This is a genomic window from Flagellimonas olearia (assembly GCF_004150225.1).
GTDB classification, from domain to species: domain Bacteria; phylum Bacteroidota; class Bacteroidia; order Flavobacteriales; family Flavobacteriaceae; genus Flagellimonas; species Flagellimonas olearia.
The window spans coordinates 1,000,769-1,021,459 of sequence record NZ_ML142907.1 but is presented as its reverse complement, the minus strand read 5'-3'; the positions used below and the strand labels follow the sequence as shown (position 1 = coordinate 1,021,459).

Genomic DNA, 20,691 nt, shown 5'->3' with positions numbered 1-20,691 from the left:
CCTAGGTCACGCTAAGCCGTTTTCTTCAAATGCCTTTCTAAACTGGTGAATATCTTCTGTAGCAACAATTCGCCCTTCACAGGCTTGGTGATGAGGTCGTCCGCACCTAAATCAAAAACACGCTTTCTGGTTTCCTGTGTGGCGTCGGCTGTGACTACAATGATCGGTGTATCTGCCAGCTGCACCCCCAATTTGCCCGACCGGATATGATCAATGGCCTCATAACCATCCATAACCGGCATCTGCAAGTCCATTAAAACCATATCGTAGGACTGTTTTTGCAGGGCTTCCAAGCCTTCTTGGCCATTCTTGGCCAAATCTATGGTTACCCCTGAAAGACCAGAAAGTATCTTTTTAATAACCATTTGGTTCATACGGTTGTCTTCCACAACAAGAATGGTGGATAGGTTGTCCATCAGGAGTTCCTTGGAAGCCATCGGAGAAGTGTTATCCGTTGCATTGACCTGCATGGGGAGTTCTATACAAATTTCGGTTCCTTTACCTACTTCACTGGTAAGGGATATGGTGCCTCCAAATAGGGTGGTAAGGTGTTTCACAATGCTCAATCCCAAGCCAATGCCCCCAAATTCCCGTTTGTGGTTTAAACGCATCTGGTTGAAACTTGAAAAGGCCATCTTTTTTACATCCGGGCCCATCCCGATACCAGTGTCGGATACCCGAATGGACAGCATGCACTCTTCCTTGGACTTTGATGTACTCGTTACTAACAGGTCAATCTGACCTTCGTTCGTAAATTTTACGGCATTGGAAAGCACATTGTTCAAGATTTGTGACAGTCTTTCCGGATCACTTGAAATGTTGGTGGGAAGGGTATTGGTGATGTGGTAGTTGAGGATAATGCCCTTTTTGTCGGCTTGGTCTTTCCAATTTTGGTAAATCTGCTCCACGACCTTATTCGGGTCAAAGTCCTCCATGTTGAGCTGGAGCTGGTTCTTTTCAATTTTTTCGAAATCCAGGATGTCGTTCACATTGCTCAATAGACTAAAAGAAGCATTTTTAATGGTTTCAAACTGCTTTCGGTCCGAATTCCGCATCGGTTTTTTGAGCTGCTGATTGGCAATACCCATAATGGCGTTGATGGGTGTTCGCAATTCGTGGCTCATGTTGGACATGAAATAGGACTTTAATTGGCTAATTTCTTCAGATCTGGCCAATGCGTCTTCTTGGGACCTTTCTTTTTCAACCCGTAGTTTTTTGATAAGGTTGGTCATCGAAAGTGATAAGAAAATAACCTCCATTCCTGCTCCAAACTTGGCGCTGTTCAATGTATAGAAATTGTTGGGCAGAAGACTTAAGTTATTCATTACAAAGCCAAGCAATCCAATGACCAAAAAGAAGATACCCAAAGAGAAATAAGGGTCAATGGAAATGCGCTTGTAACGCATCGCAAAAGTGGTGGTCAAAATCATCAACAGACTGAAAAGGCCATTGATATTGGCAAGAGGGTAGGTCAATTCCAAGGTTTTGGCATTGATGAAGATCATTACACCCAATATCAATAAAATGCCATAAATACTGGAATAGAGTTTTTTCCAACGGACAAATACATTTCCAATTTCTAAAAAGTGTTCGCAATACTTCAACAAGAAAAAGTTGGATAGTAAGGCTGTGATCATCACCATTCTGCTATTGAAATAGCTTCCGGAAGGAAACACATATTGAAACAGCATTCCATCCAGCGCCGCTTGCAGCAATCCAATAGAGAATACATAAAACCCGTAATACAAAAAGGCTTTTTTCTTGAGACTACTGAAAAAGAACAGGTAAACGATGCCGGCAAGGAGTAACAGCCCATAGAATAGACCCAAAAAAAGTTGTTGGTTGTAATTGGCCATCCAAAATTCTGAAGGGGTATATAGGTTCAGCGGTACATTGATGGTTTCACCATCACTTTTAAGATGCAGGTATACCGGCGTTGTGGATTTTGCTGGCAACTCCAATCTAAATACGGTGGACCGATGCTCAACCTGTCGTTCTGTAAAGGGAATCTGATCTCCGCTTTTAAGGTTTTCGATATGGCCATTATGCATAAGATAAAGTTCGGCAATGTCTGTGACGGGCCTTGCCGTTTCCAGATAATAGGTGGTAGGGTGATCTTCACTGTTCCTGAGTTGAAAACGTATCCAAAAATGGTCCGAGGTAAAGCCAATACTATGGTTTTCAGACAGCAATGGGGAGCTGTTTTCAAAAAAATTGGATTGTTCCACCACTTGGGCGATGGAATATGGCTGGTCACTTTTATTTACCAGCTCTGCGTAGTGGTATAACCTGCCCGAACTCGTTGCAGGGTCAAAGGCATTCTGCTGGCCAAATGCACATAGGCCGACCAGATTGATCAGTATGAGTAGGTACTTCATGTTTGGGACATTAAGTTAACTACAACATTACCACACAACCTGCCCTATGCCAAAGAATATCGATGACAGGGCCACAAAACCCCACTAAAACCATACTTATAAGGGATTGCTTACTAGAATCCAAAGATCTTTGAACAGTTGGGTTATTGTGTGGGAGCATGAGTTACCGTGATGATTAAAAGCTCACTCTAAAACTTACGTTGGGGGTAATGCCCAAGGAAACGCTTTCCACAGCTTCAATCTGGTTTTCATCATTGACTCGGTAATATCGGTTCAGGCTATTTTTTCGGTTGGTCATGTTCAAGAGGGACACCCCAGCATTGGCACGTATCCTTCGGGTGAGATCAAAACTATAGATGGCCGAGGCATCGGCCCTGAAATACTCGGGAAGACGACTGCTGTTGGGGGATTTGTAGTTGATTCTGGCCGGGAAAAAAGAATTGTCCAAGGCCTCGTCCCCATCCAAGGGTTCGGTATAGGGCTTTCCGGTTCGGTAATTGACCCCCAAACTCAATTTTAAGTTCTGGTAGGTGTAGGTGCCCGCAAAGGTAATGGTATGCCGGATATCCAGATTGTTGGGGAAGCTATGCGGCACAATGGAGTCAAAAGTATAATCGTTCTTGTTGTACGTGTAGCTCAACCATGTGCTGTAATGGTCACCTCTTTTATTGATGAGGAACTCAATCCCCTTTACATCATAGCTGCCAATTTCCCCACTGAATTGATTTTGGTTCTGGAAGCCTTGGGTACGCGTGCTAATGCCATCCACATTCTTATAAAACCCTTCAAGGCCCAGATAAAAATTGTTTTTTTCATAGTTGATGCCCACCGAACCTTGTATGCTCTGCGTTACGGGGAGGGTGTCGTCGTTGGATAAGGTCCATCGGCGTTTTTCAATCCCCAAAAAGTTTTGCTCCAAATCGATGATCTGGTTGGTGGTCTGACTTTTAAATTCCCCCAAGACCTGGGCGCGCAGATAATTGGCCAACTTGAAGTTGAGGTTGATGCGCGGTTCCACCAAGAGTTTGTTGAACGTGTACAGGTTTTCGATAAAGTTGACCCGGGCACCGAATTTTCCAATGAACGTGTTTTCGTAAGTGCGGTACCCAATTTCGGAATAGGGTGAATGAATACGGATGACCCCCTTGATGTTGGTATCAAAACTGGGTTGGGTCACAAAAGCCCGGTTGATGATCCCTGTTTCAATATATTGAAAACCATTGGTCCATTGCAGTTGGTCAGAGAACTGATACTCCGTGTTGAGCTTAACGGCCCTTTCGTCCACAATGTTTTTTTGTTCCAACTGCTGAAATTCGTTGGCATAAATGCTTTGGGCATCCAAATTGTACCTGGAATAATACAGGTTAAGGTTGGTGAAAAACCTATCGCTCCACTGGCTTTGTAATTGCCCGCCAACGGAAATATTGGTCTGTTCCAAAATACTCTGGGTGGTTTCGTCATTGGTTTCATCGGTTTCCACATATTCCAAATTGTTGTTGATGTGGATGGCGCTGAACCTTACTTTGTGATTGTCATTGATGTCATAGAGCAGTTTTCCGGTAAAATCATAGAAAAAGAAATTCTCGTTCCGGGAAATGTTATCGTCCACGGTAACATTGTTTTCGTCGATGACCTTACTGTCCTGAAAGGCCCGGTCAAAGAATTTGCTGTAGGTGGGAGTGTTCAGAAAATCTGTAGTGGAGCGTCTCGCGGAAAATTGAAGCCCGACTTTATCGTTCAATGGAAACTGACCAAAAATGTCCCCACTGATAAAGTTGAAACCGGCTCCACCTTCAAAACCGTCGGTAATGTGGTTGTTGGTTTCCATTTGGATGACGCTGCTCACGCCATCACCGAAGGCGGCGGGCGTCCCATTTTTTATAACGGAAACCTTGTCGGTCAGATAGGGATTGAAAGCGGATATCAACCCAAAAAAATGCCCGAACTGGTACATTTTAATACCGTTCCACAGTACGAGGTTCTGGTCGTTGGTGCCACCCCTCACATTGATATCGGATACGGTCTCATCTATACTCTTTATGCCGGGCAGCGCTTGAACGGTCTGTAACACATCCGGTTCAATCAGCCCTGGCAAGATTCCAAATTCTGCAGTGTTCAGGGTAATGCTCCCATCTTGTTCTTTGATGATGCCCGTGGTTAAATATTTGTACACGATGACCTCATCCAATTGCTCGTAATGTGGAGCCATCAGGATTTTGGCACACGGTCCTTGGCGAATCAAATCTTCAATGGGGATATACTTGGTGAGATAGCCCAAATATCGAATTTTCAAGGAGGCGTCCCTAGGTATGTTGTTCATGGAAAAACTCCCATCGGCATCTGTGGTCTGTGCTGTCTGGGTTCCCAAGACTTCAAGTGAGGCCCCTGGAATGGTGTTTTCGGCAAAGTTGTCCAATACGGTTCCACATAGGGATACATGGGAACTCTTGGTCAGCGTATAATAGCGTTCATCGAGTTTTTCTGCCTGTATCCGGAATTTGGATTCGATATGGTTTAAAATATCTTCCAAACTGACTTTGTTCTCGGGAACGGTAAGGGAGAAATCGTCCAAATCCTCATTGAGATAGGAAAATTTGATATTGAACCGATCTTCCAGACTTTGAATGTAGGAAATAAGGCTCATGGGGGTTTGCTGTTTTTCCTGGGCGGTTAGGGTAAGGAAGAACAGTAAAAAGCCCAACAAAAGGCAGAACTGGCTATTGCGGAGTGTTCCCAGCATAGAAAAGTACATTATCACCCTCAATTTTGTAATGGATTTGGGAGGGGGTACTTATACTTTTTAACGCCATATTGAGGTCTGTGTTGTTGAAAGTGCCCGTAAAAAGCAATTCAGTATTCACATTTTCAGTTGTTACCTGGACATTGAACTGTCTCTCCAACTCGGCGAACACATATTCCAATGGAATGCCCTCAAAGCTACTTTCATTGTTCATCCAAGAAGGGTGGGCCTCCTTGGGCTGGGATATGTCCACCAATTTTCCATTGATAACCAAAAATGAAGTACCAGCCGGCAGTTTGGTTTCTTGGTTGTTGAATGTAACACTTACCAAGCCTTCATAACAGGTGACTTCAAAAAAGCCCTTGCGGTTTTCCACATTGAACTGGGTGCCCAATACGGCTACTGTTCCATGATCGGTTGCCACGGTGAATTTTTTTCCTTTGGCTACTTTAAAGAAGGCTTCCCCGTCCAAGGATACGTTTCGTTCCTTGTCCCAATTCTTTTTACTGTAAGAAATCTGGGAGTCGGCATTGAGGAAAATCTCAGAGTTGTCTGGAAGGGTCACCTCGGTACGTTCCGCAAATTGCGTGCTGATGGATTCATCCAAAGTGTTGAGGTAGAAATAGGAACCGGCAAGCATAATGGCGATGACAGCAGCTACCTTCAGGAATTTTTTGAACGGGTTGAGGGTAATGACCTTTGGGGTTTGGCCCATGCGCTCCTCGTTGATGCGCTCAAAAGCTTGGTCCATATCAAAATCGGGGGCTTTCAATGTGCTTGAAACCTCCTTGAGCTTTTGATAGGAAGCATACTCGTCAGACTTTTTAAATTCCGCGAGTTGTTCCTCGGAAAGCTCTCCGCTAAGCCATTTTGCCAAGTAATTTTCTTGCATGGTTTCTATGCTTTACCTTATTATAACAACACTCTTCCAAAATACCCTACTTTTTCAATTTACTATGTTCAATTAGCAATGTTCAATAATAGTTAATGGCAATTGATTATTGCTAATTGTGAATTGTCCATTGTATCATATCCCATCGATTTGTTCCCGCAAACTTTTTAAAGCCAGATGCATCCGTTTTTCAATGGCTTTTATACTGACTCCTTCCATTTCGGCAATTTCCGCATATTTTTTCCCATCGATCCTATTCAATAAAAAAGTGGTGCGTTGGTTTTCGGGAAGTTCGTTCAGTGCATTTTCCAATTTTTCCCTGTATTGCTTTTCCTCCATCAAAAATTCCGGGGAGAGATTAGAGGAATGGTCATCCACAGCATTGGCATACTTCAAACGCACTTTTTCGGCCTTGATCACATTCAAATACAGATTATTGGCTACCGTATAGACATAGGATTTTGCTTTTTCCGGGCTTACCTTGGCACAATTCTCCCAAAGCTTTACAAAAGCTTCCTGTACGGCATCATTCGCTTTTTCGGCATTGCCAAACTTATAATAGATGTAATTGAATACCGTTTTGGAATGGGCCTTGAATAGGGAACTGAAGATGTGGTCCTCGCAAACATTGCTCATGGGAAGAAGTTTGTTTCCATCTCAAAGATATTTTAAAAAATTTAAGAAAGGGTAGGGTTTTTTTTTAGGGAGTTGTTTTAAGAATGAATTCTAACCCCAAAATTCAAATTGTTATGAAAAAGTTGATAAGCAACTTCTTTTACGCCGGCCTTTTTCTTTTGGCACTAAATTTTACCGCTTGCCAAGATGAGTTCGAAGAAGTTGGAGGTCCCCAAGAACAAGAAACTATCAATGCCAATTCCACTACGGCCCAATTGATCCAAAAAACATCTGCCCAAGATGGCTCGTATGACAATATTGTGGATCGCGCCAGCTGTTTTGCCCTTAAGTTCCCCTACACCGTTGAGGTGAACGGTATTCAGATTACTATTGACTCCAAGGAAGATTTGCATACCATTGAAGAAATCTTTGATGAATTGGAAGATGATGACGATATTTTGGATATCATTTTCCCCGTAACCATTACCCTTTCCGATTTTAGTGAAATTGTAATCCAAAGCAAGGATCAACTGGAAGAAATGGCCAGGGATTGCCTTGAAGGAGGTGACGATGATGACATTGAGTGTATCGATTTTGTCTACCCCATCACGCTCTTCACTTTTGATGTGAACAACCAATTGTCCGGAGAGGTCAAGATTGAAAGCGACGAACAAATGAGAAAGTTCTTCTCGGAACTTGAGGATAATGCCTTGGTGAGTATCGACTTCCCCATTACCCTAAAAAAATATGACGGCACCGAAATTGTTGTCGAGAACAATACGGCACTGGCCGCTGCCTTGAGCAATGCCAAGGACGATTGTGATGAGGACGATGATGATGATTACAATGATGATGATTTTACCAAAGAGCGCTTGGATGCCTATTTGGTGGAATGCCCATGGGAAGTGCGTGAAGTGCTTCGTGACGATGTGGACCAAACCGGTCAATATTTTGAATACTTGATGACCTTTGCCGAAGATGGTTCCGTAGTTGTAAATGTAGCCACGGGAAATACCCTTAACGGTACGTGGAGTACAACCCAGTCCGATCATGGACCATTGCTGACCTTGGAATTTGATACCCTTGTTGACTTTAACTTGGAATGGGTGGTCTATGAAATAGGAGAAGGGAAGATCAAGCTTTATGCCGAAGGTGGAAATAGAATTGTCCTGAAACAACGATGCGACCTCAATCCAGGGGAACAACCTGACCCGGATACATTGAGAGCTACCCTAAGTGAATGTGAGTGGATCATCAAAAAGGTGAAAAACCAAGGTGAGGAAATCGAGAGATTGTTGGGTTATGAATTCAAGTTCATGGCAGAAGGTGTGGTCACCTTGAGCAATGGGGTATCCACTTCAGAAGGTACTTGGGAGATTGGTCTTAACAGTCAGTTGGTCTTGTCGCTCATGATCACTATGGGTGATGAGCCAGGGGTCAGCTTTGAATGGCCCTTGAGGGACCTTGCCAATGATAGGCTTAAGTTCGATGTAGAGGATATTGGATATGAATTGATTCTACAGCGGGTCTGTAATGACAATGCGGATGATGAGGACGTGGCCGAAATCAGGAACATCATGATGGGTGGACCATGGGTGGTGGCCCAATACAAGGAAAATAGTGTGGACATTACCAGTGAATACAGTTCCATGGACTTTAATTTTGACACGCTGAACCAAGTAGAGGTATCCATGGATGCCAGTGTGATCAATACAGGCTTGTGGAGAGTGTTGAGAAACCATGATGGAGTGCTGAAATTCTATTTGAATTTAGGTGCAGAAGGCTCTCAGGGAGAACTTACCGAAGACTGGTACATCAACATGGTGGAAGCCAACAGAATTGAATTGGTACACGAACAAGAGAACTCCACGGAGATATTGGTCTTCGAAAAACCATAAAATTACCCCAATCTGTTAGTTTGAAAAGGACGGCTCTCCCCAAAGCCGTCCTTTTCTTTTTTATTATTCTTAAATTTGTCCCTCTTTTAAACTGAAGTAAGAACATGTTCGACAATTTAAGCGATAAACTGGATAAGGCGCTCCACGTCCTCAAAGGACATGGGCAGATTACCGAGATCAATGTGGCGGAGACCCTTAAGGAAATTCGTAGGGCCCTTTTGGATGCCGATGTCAACTTTAAGATAGCCAAGGAATTTACCAATACCGTAAAGGAAAAGGCATTGGGTCAGAATGTATTGACCACCCTGCAGCCCGGCCAACTTATGGTCAAGATTGTCAAGGACGAGCTTACACAGCTTATGGGGGGCGATGCCGAGGATATCAACTTGTCAGGAAACCCATCAGTGATTTTGATGTCAGGTCTACAAGGTTCCGGTAAGACCACCTTCTCCGGAAAATTGGCCAATTACCTCAAAAACAAGAAAACCAAAAAGCCGTTATTGGTGGCCTGTGATGTGTACCGCCCTGCTGCGATTGACCAGTTGCACGTGGTTGGGGAGCAGATAGGGGTCGAGGTATATTCCGATCGGGAGAACAATGATCCCGTGGCCATAGCCAAGGCCGGTATAAAACACGCCAAAAGTTTGGGCTGCAATGTGGTGATTGTGGATACCGCTGGTCGTTTGGCCGTGGATGAACAGATGATGACCGAGATTGCCAACATCCATAAAGCCATTGAGCCCCAGGAGACCCTTTTTGTAGTGGATTCCATGACAGGTCAGGATGCGGTGAATACCGCCAAGGCCTTCAACGATGTGCTCAATTTTGATGGGGTTATCTTGACCAAACTGGATGGTGATACCCGAGGGGGTGCGGCCATTTCCATCAAGTCCGTGGTGGACAAGCCCATTAAGTTCATCGGTACCGGCGAAAAAATGGAGGCCATTGATGTTTTTCACCCTTCAAGGATGGCCGACCGTATTTTGGGAATGGGAGATGTGGTTTCCTTGGTGGAACGTGCCCAGGAGCAGTTCGATGAGGAACAGGCCCGCAAGATCCAAAAGAAAATTGCCAAGAACAAGTTTGGCTTTGACGATTTCCTAAGTCAGATTCAACAGATCAAGCGCATGGGGAACATGAAAGACCTTATGGGAATGATTCCCGGTGCGGGAAAGGCCCTAAAAGGTTTGGATATTGATGATGATGCCTTTAAACATATCGAGGCCATCATCCATTCCATGACACCTGATGAACGCTCTACACCTTCAAAACTCAATGCCAGCAGGAAAAAACGTATTGCTGCGGGTAGCGGTACCTCTATCCAAGAAGTCAATCAATTACTGAAACAGTTTGACCAAATGAGCAAAATGATGAAGATGATGCAAGGCGGAGGCGGCAAAAAGATGATGCAGATGATGCAGAACATGCGATAATTTTGTCAGACAACAGACATCAGACACTAGACTTCGGAAATCAGTTATCTGAAATCAGACAATAGAACCACTATTTAATTACCAAAAAAAACCAGAACCAGACCATGGAAATCCTTGACGGAAAGAAAATATCAAACCAAATCAAAGAAGAAATCGCCGTTGAGGTGGCCCAAATGAAAGAAAGAGGGGAAAAAGTACCCCATTTGGCCGCTGTTTTGGTGGGGAATGATGGCGCCAGCCTAACCTATGTGGGCAGTAAAGTGCGTTCCTGTAAAAAAATAGGCTTTGAGTCCACCTTGATCCACCTTCCCGAGGACACCACCGAAGAAGCCCTGTTAAAGCAGGTAGCGGAGCTTAATGCCAATCCAGATATTGACGGATATATTGTGCAGTTGCCGTTGCCCAAACATATTGATGAGGAAAAGGTATTGTTGGCCGTTGACCCCAATAAGGATGTGGACGGTTTCCATCCCACCAATTTTGGTAAAATGGCGCTTGATATGGAATCGTTCATTCCCGCCACTCCGTTTGGTATCATGGAATTACTGCGCCGATACGATGTGGACACCTCTGGGAAACACGCCGTAGTGATCGGTAGGAGCCATATTGTGGGAAGACCCATCAGTATTTTGATGAGTCAGAAAGGAAAGGCAGCCGATGCCACGGTCACCTTGACCCATAGTAGGACCAAGGACCTTAAGTCGATTACCTTACAAGCCGATATTGTGGTCTCGGCATTGGGAGTCCCCAATTTCCTTAAGGCCGATATGGTCAAGGACGGCGTAGTGGTCATTGATGTGGGCATTACCCGTGTTCCCGATGAAACCAAGGAAAAAGGGTATTACATCACTGGTGATGTCGATTTTGAAAATGTAAGCAAAAAAGCATCCTATATCACCCCGGTTCCTGGAGGGGTGGGTCCCATGACCATTGCCATGTTATTGAAAAACACCCTTCTGGCTAGGGAAAGGCACAAGACCAAGGAAGCCTAATTCACATTTTCGGCCTCCATACTTTTCAGTAGGGTCTGTTGCTCCTCATCAGGAGTGATATGATCAAATTCGGTTTCGCCCTCTTCGTTGGTGCAACTGGTTACCGCCATAGATGAAAAAAGGACGGTGATCAAGAGTAATATTATTTTCATGATGATAGATTTGGGAGGCACAATGGCCGGTTCATCACTGTATATAACGATTTAGGTTTTTGATTCTTGTTTTTTCAACCAAATATTCGATAACTTACCTACCTGAAAATCAAAAGGTATGGCCGGTACGGTTAGAAACAGGGTAGCTTGGATGGTATTCGCTTTATTGGCCATCGGTATTGGACTATACCCCTTGTCCTATGTTTTCGCTTCTGGGGATTTTGGTCTTCTGGCCGGAAAAGCCAAGGAACTTTTGGCCAATCAAATATGGCGTACTGCTTTCTACGGGCATATTTCCTTTGGAGGCTTGGCGCTCTTGATGGGGTGGTCGCAGTTTAGCAAAAGTTTGCGCTCCAAACACCTTGAACTACATCGAACCTTGGGAAAGGTGTATGTGGGTTCAGTTATGATCAGTGGAGTCTGCGGAGTATACTTGGGTTTTTATGCAACGGGAGGGGTTATCCCTGCACTCGGGTTTATTGGTCTGGGTCTGATTTGGTTGTACACCACGGGACGGGCATACACGGCTATCAGAAAAAAAGACCTGTCCTTGCATCAGGGAATGATGATCTACAGCTACGCGGCCTGTTTTGCAGCGGTAACCCTTCGCATTTGGTTGCCGTTATTGACCTTGATCTTTGGGGAGTTTTTGATTGCCTACAAGATTGTGGCCTGGCTTTGCTGGGTGCCCAATATGGTATTTGCCCACTTGTGGGTGAGACGGAAAGGATTGTTGCTGGACTGACCCTATTTTGCGAACAATTGTCCCATATCCTTAAAGGCTTTGAACTCTAGGGCATTTCCTGCAGGATCCAAAAAGAACATGGTAGCCTGTTCTCCCACTTCTCCCTTAAAACGGATATAGGGTTCAATGATGAATTCAATCCCTTTGCTCTTTAATTTTTCGGAAAAGGATTCAAACGTTTCCCAAGGCAAGACCACTCCGTAATGGGGTACGGGAACATTTTTGCCATCCACTGGATTGGTATGGAGGCCTTCCTCCGACTTGGGTTTGTAATGGATGACCAACTGATGACCAAAAAGATTAAAATCTACCCAATGGTCACTACTTCGGCCTTCTTCACACTCTAGAACTTCCCGATAAAAAGTCCGACAATCATCCAGATTGTGGACAGGGATGGCAACATGAAAAGGGGTAATTTGCTGCATGGTGATTTTTTCTGAAAATTAGGATTTCTTCCCTAGGCTTCCAAAAATTCTATGATTTGATTGTTCACATCATCTTGGTGCATGGAATGGCCCAGTCCTTTGGTACTTACCAAAGTACTCCCGGCCCATTGCTCATGTACCGCTGCCGAGGCATGGTAGGGGGCAACGGCATCCAGCACATCATGGAACAGCAACCCTTGTTTTTGGTTGGATTGGGCAAATTTGGATGTGGAGAATTCCTCTATCCGAAACCCAAACCGGTCTAGGATATAGCGGTCCAAGGATTTCATGACACGGTCGTTGAACCTCAATATATTTTGAAAGTGGTCCATGATTTCATGGAACTCGGAAGGAGATCCAATGGTGATGATTTTTTCAACCTTTGGATTTGGGTTTTTGTATTCATTGTACATCAAGGTCATACCTCCCACGGAATGTCCAATGAGGTGTTTGGGGTCATGTTTTTTGACCATATGATGCACAGCTTGTTCATAGAGGGGTACATAGAGGAGGTTGCCGGTAGAGTGGCCATGGGATGGAGCATCAAAGGCAATAATGTTGAAGTTGGCCTCCCGGAGTTTCTTGATGAGGTTGCGCCAGCGAAACGTGTTGCTCTCCCATCCATGCACCAATAACACCGTTTCCTTTTCACCGGGCCAGTGATAGGATTGTATTTCATGTCCTGCCACTTCTTCAACAGTATGCTTGGCTTCTTCCAAATATTGGGCCTGTTGGGGCTGTACACGTCCTTTTCGAACCGTGCAGAACAAACAAAACGCTCTGTGAGCCGCTTTTTTAGGGGCAACAAGGGTATAGACATTGAAATATTGTCCGTAGGCCAAGGGAACTATTTTGTTCAGCAATTTTTTCATTATGGTTACTTTTTGTAACTTACTCTTTAATGGAAACTAAAATTACTGATTCATTTCCAAAGAAAAAAGAAGTCACTCAACCCCAACTAAGTATGGAAACAGAAACTATTGCTGAAAATCAGAAAGTTAGGATGTCAAAAAAGTTGGAAAAAATGTTCGGGCACATTGATTATAAAAACCCACCTGAGCTATGTCCGGTCCGGGATGTGATGTCCGTGGCATCGGACCAATGGAGTACGTTGATCATTCTGTGGTTGGGCTATTTTCCGGAACTGCGTTTCAATAAACTCAAAAAGTATGTGTACGGTATTTCCAACAAAGTCTTGAGCCAACGCCTGAAAGTGCTGGAGGCCGATGGCTATATTTCCCGAAAAGCCTATGCCGAAGTACCCATTAGGGTAGAGTATAGCCTCACGGAATTTGGGCAATCCTATGTGGAAAAATTGCTGGAGCTTACCGAATGGATGCAGACCAACAGTCCAAAAGTATTGGCTAACCGCGAACGTTATGGTTTGATTTAATCCGTAGTTTGCTTACTCCCAACCTAACATTAAATATTTGATCTTGGCCTCGTTGGGGATTTGCACGGCCTCAACATCTGATGTGGTAAAGCGCAGGTCAGCGGGTAACTCTTCTTTATCCAAGGTGAAATACAGATTACTTTGCTTTGGAAAGATCACAATACTGTTCAAAGTGGTCACAATCTTTTTAATGGGATACTTCTTCTGAATTTCCCCAAATGTACTCTGCAAACCGATGCCTTTGTCCGATAGATATCTGGGGTCCATGATCCTCACATTGGTAATGGTGGGAATGCTATCGGTACTTGGAGTTAGGGTCAGCAAATGCTGTCCCCCTTTTTCAAAGACTTCTATCTTTTTGTTGCTGGAACCCAGCTGGGCCAAAGCAGTGTCCCGCACAATGGAATCCCCTGTAAATAGGGTTTCCAATTCAGAAACAGCTGAGCTTTTCTCCAGTGGGCCTACACTGTTTTCGGTAATAAGGAATGTGGTGTTTTTTTCGCACGAAGCTATCAATAAGGTGGCCATAATGGTTAAGGCCTGTACTATTCTTTTCATAAGTTGTTATCGAATTACTTTTTTCAATACCCCCATAACTCCCCTAATAAAGGTGGCACTGGTCAATACTTTGACCACAGGATTCATCCGTGTGCTCCTTCGGGTAGTGGATCTACTGGAAGTGGTTTTATGTTCTTTTTCCTTTTCGGCCTCTTTTTCGGCTTTTTCAATTTTTTCATTGAGGATTTCATAGGCACTTTCCCTATCGATTTCCTCATTGTATTTTTTGATCAATTTAGATTGGTCCAGAACATCCTTGAGCTCGGCATCGGTTAAAATATCCATACGGCTCATAGGTGCGCGCATCATGGTGGCGGCCAAAGGGGTGGGCCGTCCCTTTTCGTCCAATGCTGAGACCAGGGCTTCCCCAGTTCCCAATGAAGTAAGGACTTCCGCAGTGTCGTAAAACTCGGAAATGGGGTAGTTCTGTGCGGTGAGCTTTATGGCTTTCCGATCCTTGGCGGTAAAGGCGCGGAGCGCATGCTGTACCTTAAGGCCCAATTGTGCCAGCACGTCATCGGGCACATCGGTAGGGTTTTGGGTCACAAAATAGAGTCCAATACCCTTGGAACGAATCAACTTTACAATACTTTCTATCTGGTCCAACAGGGCTTTGGAAGCATTGTCGAAAATTAAGTGGGCCTCATCGATAAAGAGGACCAACTCGGGTCGTTCACTATCACCTTGTTCGGGAAAAGTGGAATAGATTTCGGCCAATAGGCTCAACATGAATGTTGAGAACAACTTGGGTCGGTCTTGGATATCGGTCAATCGAATAATGTTCACATACCCCCTTCCATTCTCATCGATACGCACCAAATCTTCTACATCAAAGGATTTTTCCCCAAAGAAAATATCGGCCCCCTGTTGTTCCAATTCAATGATTTTACGCAGAATGGTACCCGTAGAGCTGGTGGAGATACGACCATAGTCCTTTTGGAATTCCTCTTTGCCCTCTCCAGTAGCATATTGGAGGACCTTTTTAAAATCTTTGAGATCCAACAGTGGCAGCTTGTTATCATCACAATATTTGAAGACTACGGCCACAATACCTTCCTGGGTTACTGAAAGGCCCAAAATTCGTGAGAGTAACACAGGTCCAAACTCGGAAACGGTGGCCCGTAGACGTACCCCATCCTGTTCGGATAGGGACAAAATCTCAACAGGAAATCCCTTGGCCTCGAAAGGAAGTCCTATTTTTTCATGTCGTTCATCAATTTTGGGATGTCCGGGACTGGGTTGGGCAATTCCACTAAGATCCCCTTTAAGGTCCATTAATAGGACAGGGATGCCCTTATCGGATAGATTTTCGGCAAGTACCTGCAACGTTTTGGTCTTTCCCGTACCCGTGGCACCAGCAATGAGACCATGGCGGTTAAGGGTTTTCAAGGGAATCTTTATAAAGGCGTTGGTAATGGTTTCCCCACCCAACATACCCGCTCCAACAGTAATATAGTCGCCCTTGGTGGTATACCCCTGCTCTATTTGCTCAAAGAATTTTTCTTTGTTGTCCATTACGATGAATTTGGGATAAAAATAGGGGAATTTATGGGAAAGAGAAAAGATGCGGTGAACAAGACTATCCCTATCTTTGCACTATGGTTGAAGACAATGTTATGGATTTGGTGGACAAGGGCTTGATGCTTCCCTTGATGGAGGAATTTTATACCATTCAAGGAGAGGGATACCATAAAGGTACGGCTGCTTATTTTATACGGGTAGGGGGGTGCGATGTGGGATGCCATTGGTGTGATGTGAAGGAAAGCTGGAATGCCGAGACCCATCCTCCAACGGCTGTGGACCAGATTGTGGACCATGCGGCAAAATATTCCAATACCATAGTGGTCACGGGAGGGGAACCTTTGACTTGGGATATGGGTCCCTTGACCGAGGGATTGAAAGCAAGGAACCTGCAAACCCATATTGAAACTTCGGGAGCCTATCCCCTCACCGGGATTTGGGACTGGATATGTCTTTCCCCTAAAAAGAACAAATTACCGGAGGGCGAAATCTATGAAAAGGCAGATGAGCTAAAGGTCATTGTCTACAATAAGCATGATTTTATTTTTGCCGAGGAACAGGCCGCTAAGGTCAAAGAAGATTGCATCCTTTATTTACAGCCGGAATGGAGTGTTCGCGAAAAAATAGTCCCCATGATTGTGGATTATGTGATGCAACATCCCAAATGGAAAGTTTCGTTGCAGACCCACAAGTATTTGAATATCCCTTAATTTTTAGTAATCAGCGTCCCCCGTTGGATTGAAGGTCCAAAATGCATTCCGCATCAAGTTCTGGGATTGCGGCCAAGCCTTTGGAGACATTGCTGCGCATCATTTTGGCCAAAGAACCGCCAAATTGTAGTTCGGCGCGCATAAGGCACCCTTCCACATTGCAATGGTTGTTTCCAATTTCCCCTTGGGTTTCATCCACCTCGGTGTCTTCATGTCCTGGGTTAACGGGAGTGGTCCCTAGGTTGACAAGCCCCAATAAATGGCCAAATTCGTGATTTAAGGTAGCTGTCTCAACATCGGCCAGACTAATGGTGACACTGTTTCCAATCAGCTCTCGTATGGTGGCTTCATAGATGACCATGGAGGTGTTTCGGTACACTGCGCCTAGGGTCACCAGACCTTCACTTTCGTCATCATTTTCAGAGGGTGCGTCTGCAAAATAGATATATAGGGTCATGGTATCGCCTGTGTTGTAGACGGTCCTGTTTTCACTTTCCATTTCCGCTATTTCCTCATTGGTCAACGACTCTTGGTTGGGGGAGGAAAGTTCTTTGTACGTAAACTCAATGGATGCTTTAAAGGTTCTGGCCCTTAAAAATGCTTCAAAGGTCGCCATGGCCTCTGCGGTTGGCCGAAACCCGGACACATAGCCTATCTCAATCAATAAATTACTGTAATTGGTATTGGCCAATAGGTCATTGGCGGATGCTCCCGTGGCCAATAGATTGGCCGATTTATTCACTCCTTGGGAGTTGGGGTCCGATGTAATATCACTATCCTTGGAACAGCTTATGAATAAAGCCATTCCCAAAAGGAGATAAAGGAAGTTTTTCTTTTTCATAACAGTGAATATAAGATAAAACGTTGCATTACAGAATCTAGTATCATTTTTTGGTGATTCGGGCCAGATAATCATAGTGCTGTCCTGAACACACCAGCTCACAATTAAGATTATGTGACAAGCAAGCATTGGACAAGGTATTGTAATCCAAATAAAGCCATGTAAAAGAATCACTTTTGTGTCCTTTATAAGTCATGGTAAACTCAACCTCTCCATAATATTGACCAGTATTGGGAATCCAATAGCCCCCATCCTCATCTTGGTCGAACATATAAATGATGTCGCTGGAATCCAGCAATATCTGTCCATTGGGCAGCAATAATGAAGCCAAATGTTGTAAAAACCTCTCTAAATTGTTGAGCTTACCGGCCAAACCAATACCGTTCATGAGCAAGAGCAAGGTATCAAATTTATCATCGGTATAGCTGAGGATAGCACTGTTCACGGTTGATTTTACCCCTCGTTCTTGGCAAACCATGATTGCTCCAGCGGAGTAATCCAAAGCAGTGACCTCCAAACCCTTTTTTTGAAGATATAGGGAATGACTTCCCGCTCCACAACCAATATCAAGCACTTTTCCTTTGGCCAAGGCAAGGGCTTTTTTTTCCAATGGGGGCATTTTTTCATAGTCGCGGAACAAATAGGGAAGGGGAATGGTGTCTTCCTCATCCAAGGAAGAGTGGGTGATAATGTCCTCTGTGTAGTTTCCTTGGTGGTAATCCATCAAGGCCATTCCAAAAACATCTGCCATGGTTGGGATTTATCTGTTACAAAGGTGTGACTTTAATTGCAGAGTAAGGTTTAAAATGGATAAGTTTGTTTGTTATGGATGAAAATCTTGAAGAACTGCCCAAACGGGCTAAGGAGAAATATGCCGAGAACAAAAAATTCTTCGCTAAACTAAAAAAGCGACCTCCCAAGGATTTGGATTATACCATGCAGCAATTGCACCATGAGGAGTTCGAGCGAACGGACTGTCTTTCCTGTGCCAATTGTTGCAAGACCACGGGCCCCCTTTTTACCAACGTGGATATTGAACGAATTGCCAAACACTTTAGATTGCGACCTTCCCAGTTCATTGACCAATATCTTAGGATGGACGAAGAGAACGACTATGTGTTGCAGGAAGTGCCCTGCGCTTTTTTGGGAGCGGATAACTATTGCTCCATCTATGACGTACGGCCTAAAGCATGCCGTGAGTTTCCGCATACGGACCGGAAGAAGTTTCAGCAGATCAGTAACCTTACGCTGAAGAATGTGGCCATTTGCCCTGCCGCTTTTCATATTGTGGAAGAAATGAAAAAGCGCATCAAGCTTTGATGATTTTTCATATCTTGGGAATATGGAACAGTTAATGGCCTATTTTGAAACCATTCCCTCTTGGCATCGAAGCCTTATTTTGGTGGGTGGAATTACCTTTTTCTGGATTTTGGAGGGCATCATGCCTCTTTTTAGCGTACCATATAAAAAATGGAGGCACTCCGTCCCCAATTTTTTCTTTACCATGACCACCATTTTGGTGAATTTTCCTTTGGCTTTTTTACTCCTGAAAACTTCGGATTGGGCCGTGACCAATGATTTTGGGATCATCAATTGGCTCCCAGAAATGCCTTTGTGGCTCTATGTGGTGCTCGGGGTCATGTTCTTGGATTTGATCGGTGCGTATACCGCCCATTGGGTGGAGCATAAGGTAAAACCGCTGTGGATGGTCCATTTAGTGCACCATTCGGACCATAACGTGGATACCACTACTGCCAATAGACACCATCCTTTGGAGAGTTTAATTCGGTATGCGTTTACCCTGATTGGGGTTTTTGTGGTTGGAGCCCCTATTGGTATCATCATGCTGTACCAAAGCTTGTCGGTGGTGCTTTCGCAGTTCAATCATGCCAACATTAGACTGCCTAAAAAAATGGATATGGCCATAAGCTGGGTCATTGTAAGCCCAGATATGCACAAAGTGCACCATCACTACCAATTGCCTTACACTGATTCCAACTACGGCAATATTTTCTCTATCTGGGACCGTTTGTTCGGGACCTATATGACCATGGACACCGACCAAATTGTGTACGGCGTGGATACCTTTCCGGATGAAAAGGAGAACAGCAGTATCAAAGGATTGCTAAAACAACCCTTTCATAAATATAGACGACCAACCACGGAAGGTTAATCGTAAATCAAATATTTTTCCCGGATTTTTTTGAAAGCAGTAAGGTCATCCTGCCATGTGGCCTTGATCTCAGCTTCAGAGAGGCCTTGCTCAATTTGTTGCTGAAGCAAAGGTGTACCGGCATGTTTGGTAAACCCACTGGTAAGGAAAAACTTGGATTTGTCCAAGGTATTGTTGTACGCATCCATGACCCATTTCACCGAAACCTCGTTCATCCGTTCCATTTTGGAAAGGTCTTTTCCATAACAGGTTTTTCCATCTTCCTTAGGGGTTTTAGACCCAAAATTGGGAGCAGGCACATAGCTGAAATCATATTGGGTACTATCCATAAAAGAAGCCCCATACCGTTGAAACTGAAACTCCGTTCCCCGGCCGGCATTGACGTTGGTGCCCTCAAAAAGCCCTAAACTGGGGTAGAGGGTAATGGCCACATCGCTAGGAAGGTTGGGGGAAGGTCGTATAGGTAGGTGGTAATCAGACTCGTGGGTATAGTTTTCAAGGGTGATAACGGTTAGGTCAGCTTTTTTCCCATCTTCCAACCAGTTTTCACCATTCAACATTTGGGCGTATTCACCTATGGTCATCCCGTATACCAGTGGAATGGGATTAAGTCCCAAATAACTTTTGTGTTCCTCCATCATGGTGGGCCCATCCACATAATGTCCGTTGGGATTGGGTCTATCCAACACAATGATGGGGGTATTGTGTTCGGCGCAGGCTTCCATCACTAGTTGAAGGGTGGCGATATAGGTGTAGAACCTAACGCCCACATCCTGGATGTCAAAAACCATTACATCCAATTGGTCCAATTGCTCTTTGGAAGGCTTTCTGTTTTTGCCATAGAGGGAAATAATGGGAAGTCCTGTCTTGGCATCCACTCCATCAGTAACGTGTTCCCCGGCATCGGCTTCACCTCTAAATCCGTGTTCGGGGGCAAAGGCCTGTTTTACATCGACCCCAAGTGAAAGCAAGGAATCCACCAAGTGGACATGCCTTTTATCGTTAAAGACCACACTGGTTTGGTTGGCCACAACACCCACCTTTTTACCTTGGAGCAAAGGCAGGTAAACTTCCGTTCTATTGGCCGCTACCTTGATTTCCGGGACAGGCTCCGTTTGAACCGTTGCGACTTCAGAATTCTCCTTTTTTTGCTGTTCCCTGCAGGAGGAAAGCACCAAAACCAACAATAAAACTGTACTTTTGAAAATAGATAAAATGGGCATTC

20 protein-coding genes are annotated in these 20,691 nt (G+C 44.5%); 8 read left to right on the top strand and 12 right to left on the bottom strand.

What is annotated here, in order from left to right; all coding sequences use genetic code 11:
- Positions 1-11 precede the first annotated feature (11 nt).
- From DN53_RS04660 to DN53_RS04645, 4 genes are all read right to left on the bottom strand, one after another.
- Complete coding sequence (locus DN53_RS04660) at positions 12-2,378, bottom strand: hybrid sensor histidine kinase/response regulator (RefSeq protein WP_129653221.1); 2,367 nt, start codon at positions 2,376-2,378, stop codon at positions 12-14.
- A gap of 175 nt (positions 2,379-2,553) precedes the next feature.
- Positions 2,554-5,118, bottom strand: coding sequence for a TonB-dependent receptor (locus DN53_RS04655; protein ID WP_129653220.1), 2,565 nt, complete (start codon positions 5,116-5,118; stop codon positions 2,554-2,556).
- Positions 5,096-6,010, bottom strand: coding sequence for a FecR family protein (locus DN53_RS04650; RefSeq protein WP_129653219.1), 915 nt, complete (start codon positions 6,008-6,010; stop codon positions 5,096-5,098). Before DN53_RS04650 ends, DN53_RS04655 begins: the two co-directional genes overlap by 23 nt.
- Positions 6,011-6,145: 135 nt before the next feature.
- Positions 6,146-6,646 carry an RNA polymerase sigma factor gene (locus DN53_RS04645; protein WP_129653218.1) on the bottom strand — a complete coding sequence of 167 codons (501 nt, stop codon included), beginning with the start codon at positions 6,644-6,646 and terminating at the stop codon, positions 6,146-6,148.
- Between the two features lie 113 nt (positions 6,647-6,759).
- On the opposite strand from DN53_RS04645, the gene DN53_RS04640 reads away from it, so the two are divergent.
- The 3 genes from DN53_RS04640 (at position 6,760) to folD (ending at position 10,948) form a co-directional block, all read left to right on the top strand.
- Positions 6,760-8,523, top strand: coding sequence for a hypothetical protein (locus tag DN53_RS04640; protein WP_129653217.1), 1,764 nt, complete (start codon positions 6,760-6,762; stop codon positions 8,521-8,523).
- Positions 8,524-8,627: 104 nt separating this feature from the next.
- Positions 8,628-9,956, top strand: a complete 1,329-nt coding sequence (gene ffh, locus DN53_RS04635) for a signal recognition particle protein (protein ID WP_129653216.1) — start codon at positions 8,628-8,630, stop codon at positions 9,954-9,956.
- A gap of 104 nt (positions 9,957-10,060) precedes the next feature.
- Positions 10,061-10,948, top strand: a complete 888-nt coding sequence (gene folD / locus DN53_RS04630; RefSeq protein ID WP_129653215.1) for a bifunctional methylenetetrahydrofolate dehydrogenase/methenyltetrahydrofolate cyclohydrolase FolD — start codon at positions 10,061-10,063, stop codon at positions 10,946-10,948.
- On the opposite strand, the gene DN53_RS17875 is transcribed toward folD, so the two are convergent.
- Positions 10,945-11,100, bottom strand: a complete 156-nt coding sequence (locus tag DN53_RS17875) for a hypothetical protein (RefSeq protein WP_165357278.1) — start codon at positions 11,098-11,100, stop codon at positions 10,945-10,947. The genes folD and DN53_RS17875 overlap by 4 nt on opposite strands.
- Positions 11,101-11,218: 118 nt before the next feature.
- On the opposite strand from DN53_RS17875, the gene DN53_RS04625 reads away from it, so the two are divergent.
- A complete protein-coding gene (locus tag DN53_RS04625; protein ID WP_129653214.1) occupies positions 11,219-11,845 on the top strand; it encodes a DUF2306 domain-containing protein in 627 nt (208 codons plus the stop codon).
- A 2-nt stretch (positions 11,846-11,847) separates the two neighbouring features.
- Here the strand turns inward: DN53_RS04625 and DN53_RS04620 are convergent, their stop codons facing one another.
- Positions 11,848-12,270, bottom strand: a complete 423-nt coding sequence (locus tag DN53_RS04620) for a VOC family protein (RefSeq protein ID WP_129653213.1) — start codon at positions 12,268-12,270, stop codon at positions 11,848-11,850.
- 32 nt (positions 12,271-12,302) lie between these two features.
- The gene (locus DN53_RS04615; protein ID WP_129653212.1) at positions 12,303-13,142 is read right to left on the bottom strand and encodes an alpha/beta hydrolase; all 840 of its coding nucleotides are present in this window, start codon (positions 13,140-13,142) and stop codon (positions 12,303-12,305) included.
- A gap of 92 nt (positions 13,143-13,234) precedes the next feature.
- Here DN53_RS04615 and DN53_RS04610 point away from each other — a divergent pair, with 92 nt between their 5' ends.
- Positions 13,235-13,663 (top strand): winged helix-turn-helix transcriptional regulator, encoded by a 429-nt coding sequence (locus DN53_RS04610; RefSeq protein ID WP_129653211.1) that lies wholly within the window; start codon positions 13,235-13,237, stop codon positions 13,661-13,663.
- A gap of 12 nt (positions 13,664-13,675) precedes the next feature.
- On the opposite strand, the gene DN53_RS04605 is transcribed toward DN53_RS04610, so the two are convergent.
- Together DN53_RS04605 and DN53_RS04600 are read right to left on the bottom strand one after the other, a co-directional pair.
- Positions 13,676-14,221, bottom strand: a complete 546-nt coding sequence (locus DN53_RS04605) for a hypothetical protein (protein ID WP_129653210.1) — start codon at positions 14,219-14,221, stop codon at positions 13,676-13,678.
- A gap of 6 nt (positions 14,222-14,227) precedes the next feature.
- Positions 14,228-15,736 carry a helicase HerA-like domain-containing protein gene (locus tag DN53_RS04600; protein ID WP_129653209.1) on the bottom strand — a complete coding sequence of 503 codons (1,509 nt, stop codon included), beginning with the start codon at positions 15,734-15,736 and terminating at the stop codon, positions 14,228-14,230.
- 83 nt (positions 15,737-15,819) lie between these two features.
- Between DN53_RS04600 and DN53_RS04595 the strand changes: the two genes are divergently transcribed.
- The gene (locus DN53_RS04595; protein WP_129653208.1) at positions 15,820-16,452 is read left to right on the top strand and encodes a 7-carboxy-7-deazaguanine synthase QueE; all 633 of its coding nucleotides are present in this window, start codon (positions 15,820-15,822) and stop codon (positions 16,450-16,452) included.
- 10 nt (positions 16,453-16,462) lie between these two features.
- Here the strand turns inward: DN53_RS04595 and DN53_RS04590 are convergent, their stop codons facing one another.
- Positions 16,463-17,293, bottom strand: coding sequence for a hypothetical protein (locus DN53_RS04590; protein ID WP_129653207.1), 831 nt, complete (start codon positions 17,291-17,293; stop codon positions 16,463-16,465).
- A 43-nt stretch (positions 17,294-17,336) separates the two neighbouring features.
- Complete coding sequence (locus tag DN53_RS04585) at positions 17,337-18,044, bottom strand: class I SAM-dependent methyltransferase (protein ID WP_129653206.1); 708 nt, start codon at positions 18,042-18,044, stop codon at positions 17,337-17,339.
- 74 nt (positions 18,045-18,118) lie between these two features.
- Here DN53_RS04585 and DN53_RS04580 point away from each other — a divergent pair, with 74 nt between their 5' ends.
- Positions 18,119-18,613, top strand: coding sequence for a YkgJ family cysteine cluster protein (locus DN53_RS04580; RefSeq protein WP_129653205.1), 495 nt, complete (start codon positions 18,119-18,121; stop codon positions 18,611-18,613).
- Positions 18,614-18,635: 22 nt separating this feature from the next.
- Entirely contained in the window at positions 18,636-19,466 is an 831-nt protein-coding gene (locus tag DN53_RS04575; RefSeq protein WP_129653204.1) for a sterol desaturase family protein, read from the top strand.
- On the opposite strand, the gene DN53_RS04570 is transcribed toward DN53_RS04575, so the two are convergent.
- Complete coding sequence (locus DN53_RS04570; RefSeq protein WP_129653203.1) at positions 19,463-20,689, bottom strand: exo-beta-N-acetylmuramidase NamZ family protein; 1,227 nt, start codon at positions 20,687-20,689, stop codon at positions 19,463-19,465. The genes DN53_RS04575 and DN53_RS04570 overlap by 4 nt on opposite strands.
- Positions 20,690-20,691 lie beyond the last annotated feature (2 nt).

Bases quoted from the DNA above. Each gene is read 5' to 3' on its own strand.
- DN53_RS04660 (WP_129653221.1), bottom strand. From the start codon at position 2,378: ATGAAGTACCTACTCATACTGATCAATCTGGTCGGCCTATGTGCATTT.
- DN53_RS04655 (WP_129653220.1), bottom strand. From the start codon at position 5,118: ATGCTGGGAACACTCCGCAATAGCCAGTTCTGCCTTTTGTTGGGCTTT.
- DN53_RS04650 (WP_129653219.1), bottom strand. From the start codon at position 6,010: ATGCAAGAAAATTACTTGGCAAAATGGCTTAGCGGAGAGCTTTCCGAG.
- DN53_RS04645 (WP_129653218.1), bottom strand. From the start codon at position 6,646: ATGAGCAATGTTTGCGAGGACCACATCTTCAGTTCCCTATTCAAGGCC.
- DN53_RS04640 (WP_129653217.1), top strand. From the start codon at position 6,760: ATGAAAAAGTTGATAAGCAACTTCTTTTACGCCGGCCTTTTTCTTTTG.
- ffh (WP_129653216.1), top strand. From the start codon at position 8,628: ATGTTCGACAATTTAAGCGATAAACTGGATAAGGCGCTCCACGTCCTC.
- folD (WP_129653215.1), top strand. From the start codon at position 10,061: ATGGAAATCCTTGACGGAAAGAAAATATCAAACCAAATCAAAGAAGAA.
- DN53_RS17875 (WP_165357278.1), bottom strand. From the start codon at position 11,100: ATGAAAATAATATTACTCTTGATCACCGTCCTTTTTTCATCTATGGCG.
- DN53_RS04625 (WP_129653214.1), top strand. From the start codon at position 11,219: ATGGCCGGTACGGTTAGAAACAGGGTAGCTTGGATGGTATTCGCTTTA.
- DN53_RS04620 (WP_129653213.1), bottom strand. From the start codon at position 12,270: ATGCAGCAAATTACCCCTTTTCATGTTGCCATCCCTGTCCACAATCTG.
- DN53_RS04615 (WP_129653212.1), bottom strand. From the start codon at position 13,142: ATGAAAAAATTGCTGAACAAAATAGTTCCCTTGGCCTACGGACAATAT.
- DN53_RS04610 (WP_129653211.1), top strand. From the start codon at position 13,235: ATGGAAACAGAAACTATTGCTGAAAATCAGAAAGTTAGGATGTCAAAA.
- DN53_RS04605 (WP_129653210.1), bottom strand. From the start codon at position 14,221: ATGAAAAGAATAGTACAGGCCTTAACCATTATGGCCACCTTATTGATA.
- DN53_RS04600 (WP_129653209.1), bottom strand. From the start codon at position 15,736: ATGGACAACAAAGAAAAATTCTTTGAGCAAATAGAGCAGGGGTATACC.
- DN53_RS04595 (WP_129653208.1), top strand. From the start codon at position 15,820: ATGGTTGAAGACAATGTTATGGATTTGGTGGACAAGGGCTTGATGCTT.
- DN53_RS04590 (WP_129653207.1), bottom strand. From the start codon at position 17,293: ATGAAAAAGAAAAACTTCCTTTATCTCCTTTTGGGAATGGCTTTATTC.
- DN53_RS04585 (WP_129653206.1), bottom strand. From the start codon at position 18,044: ATGGCAGATGTTTTTGGAATGGCCTTGATGGATTACCACCAAGGAAAC.
- DN53_RS04580 (WP_129653205.1), top strand. From the start codon at position 18,119: ATGGATGAAAATCTTGAAGAACTGCCCAAACGGGCTAAGGAGAAATAT.
- DN53_RS04575 (WP_129653204.1), top strand. From the start codon at position 18,636: ATGGAACAGTTAATGGCCTATTTTGAAACCATTCCCTCTTGGCATCGA.
- DN53_RS04570 (WP_129653203.1), bottom strand. From the start codon at position 20,689: ATGCCCATTTTATCTATTTTCAAAAGTACAGTTTTATTGTTGGTTTTG.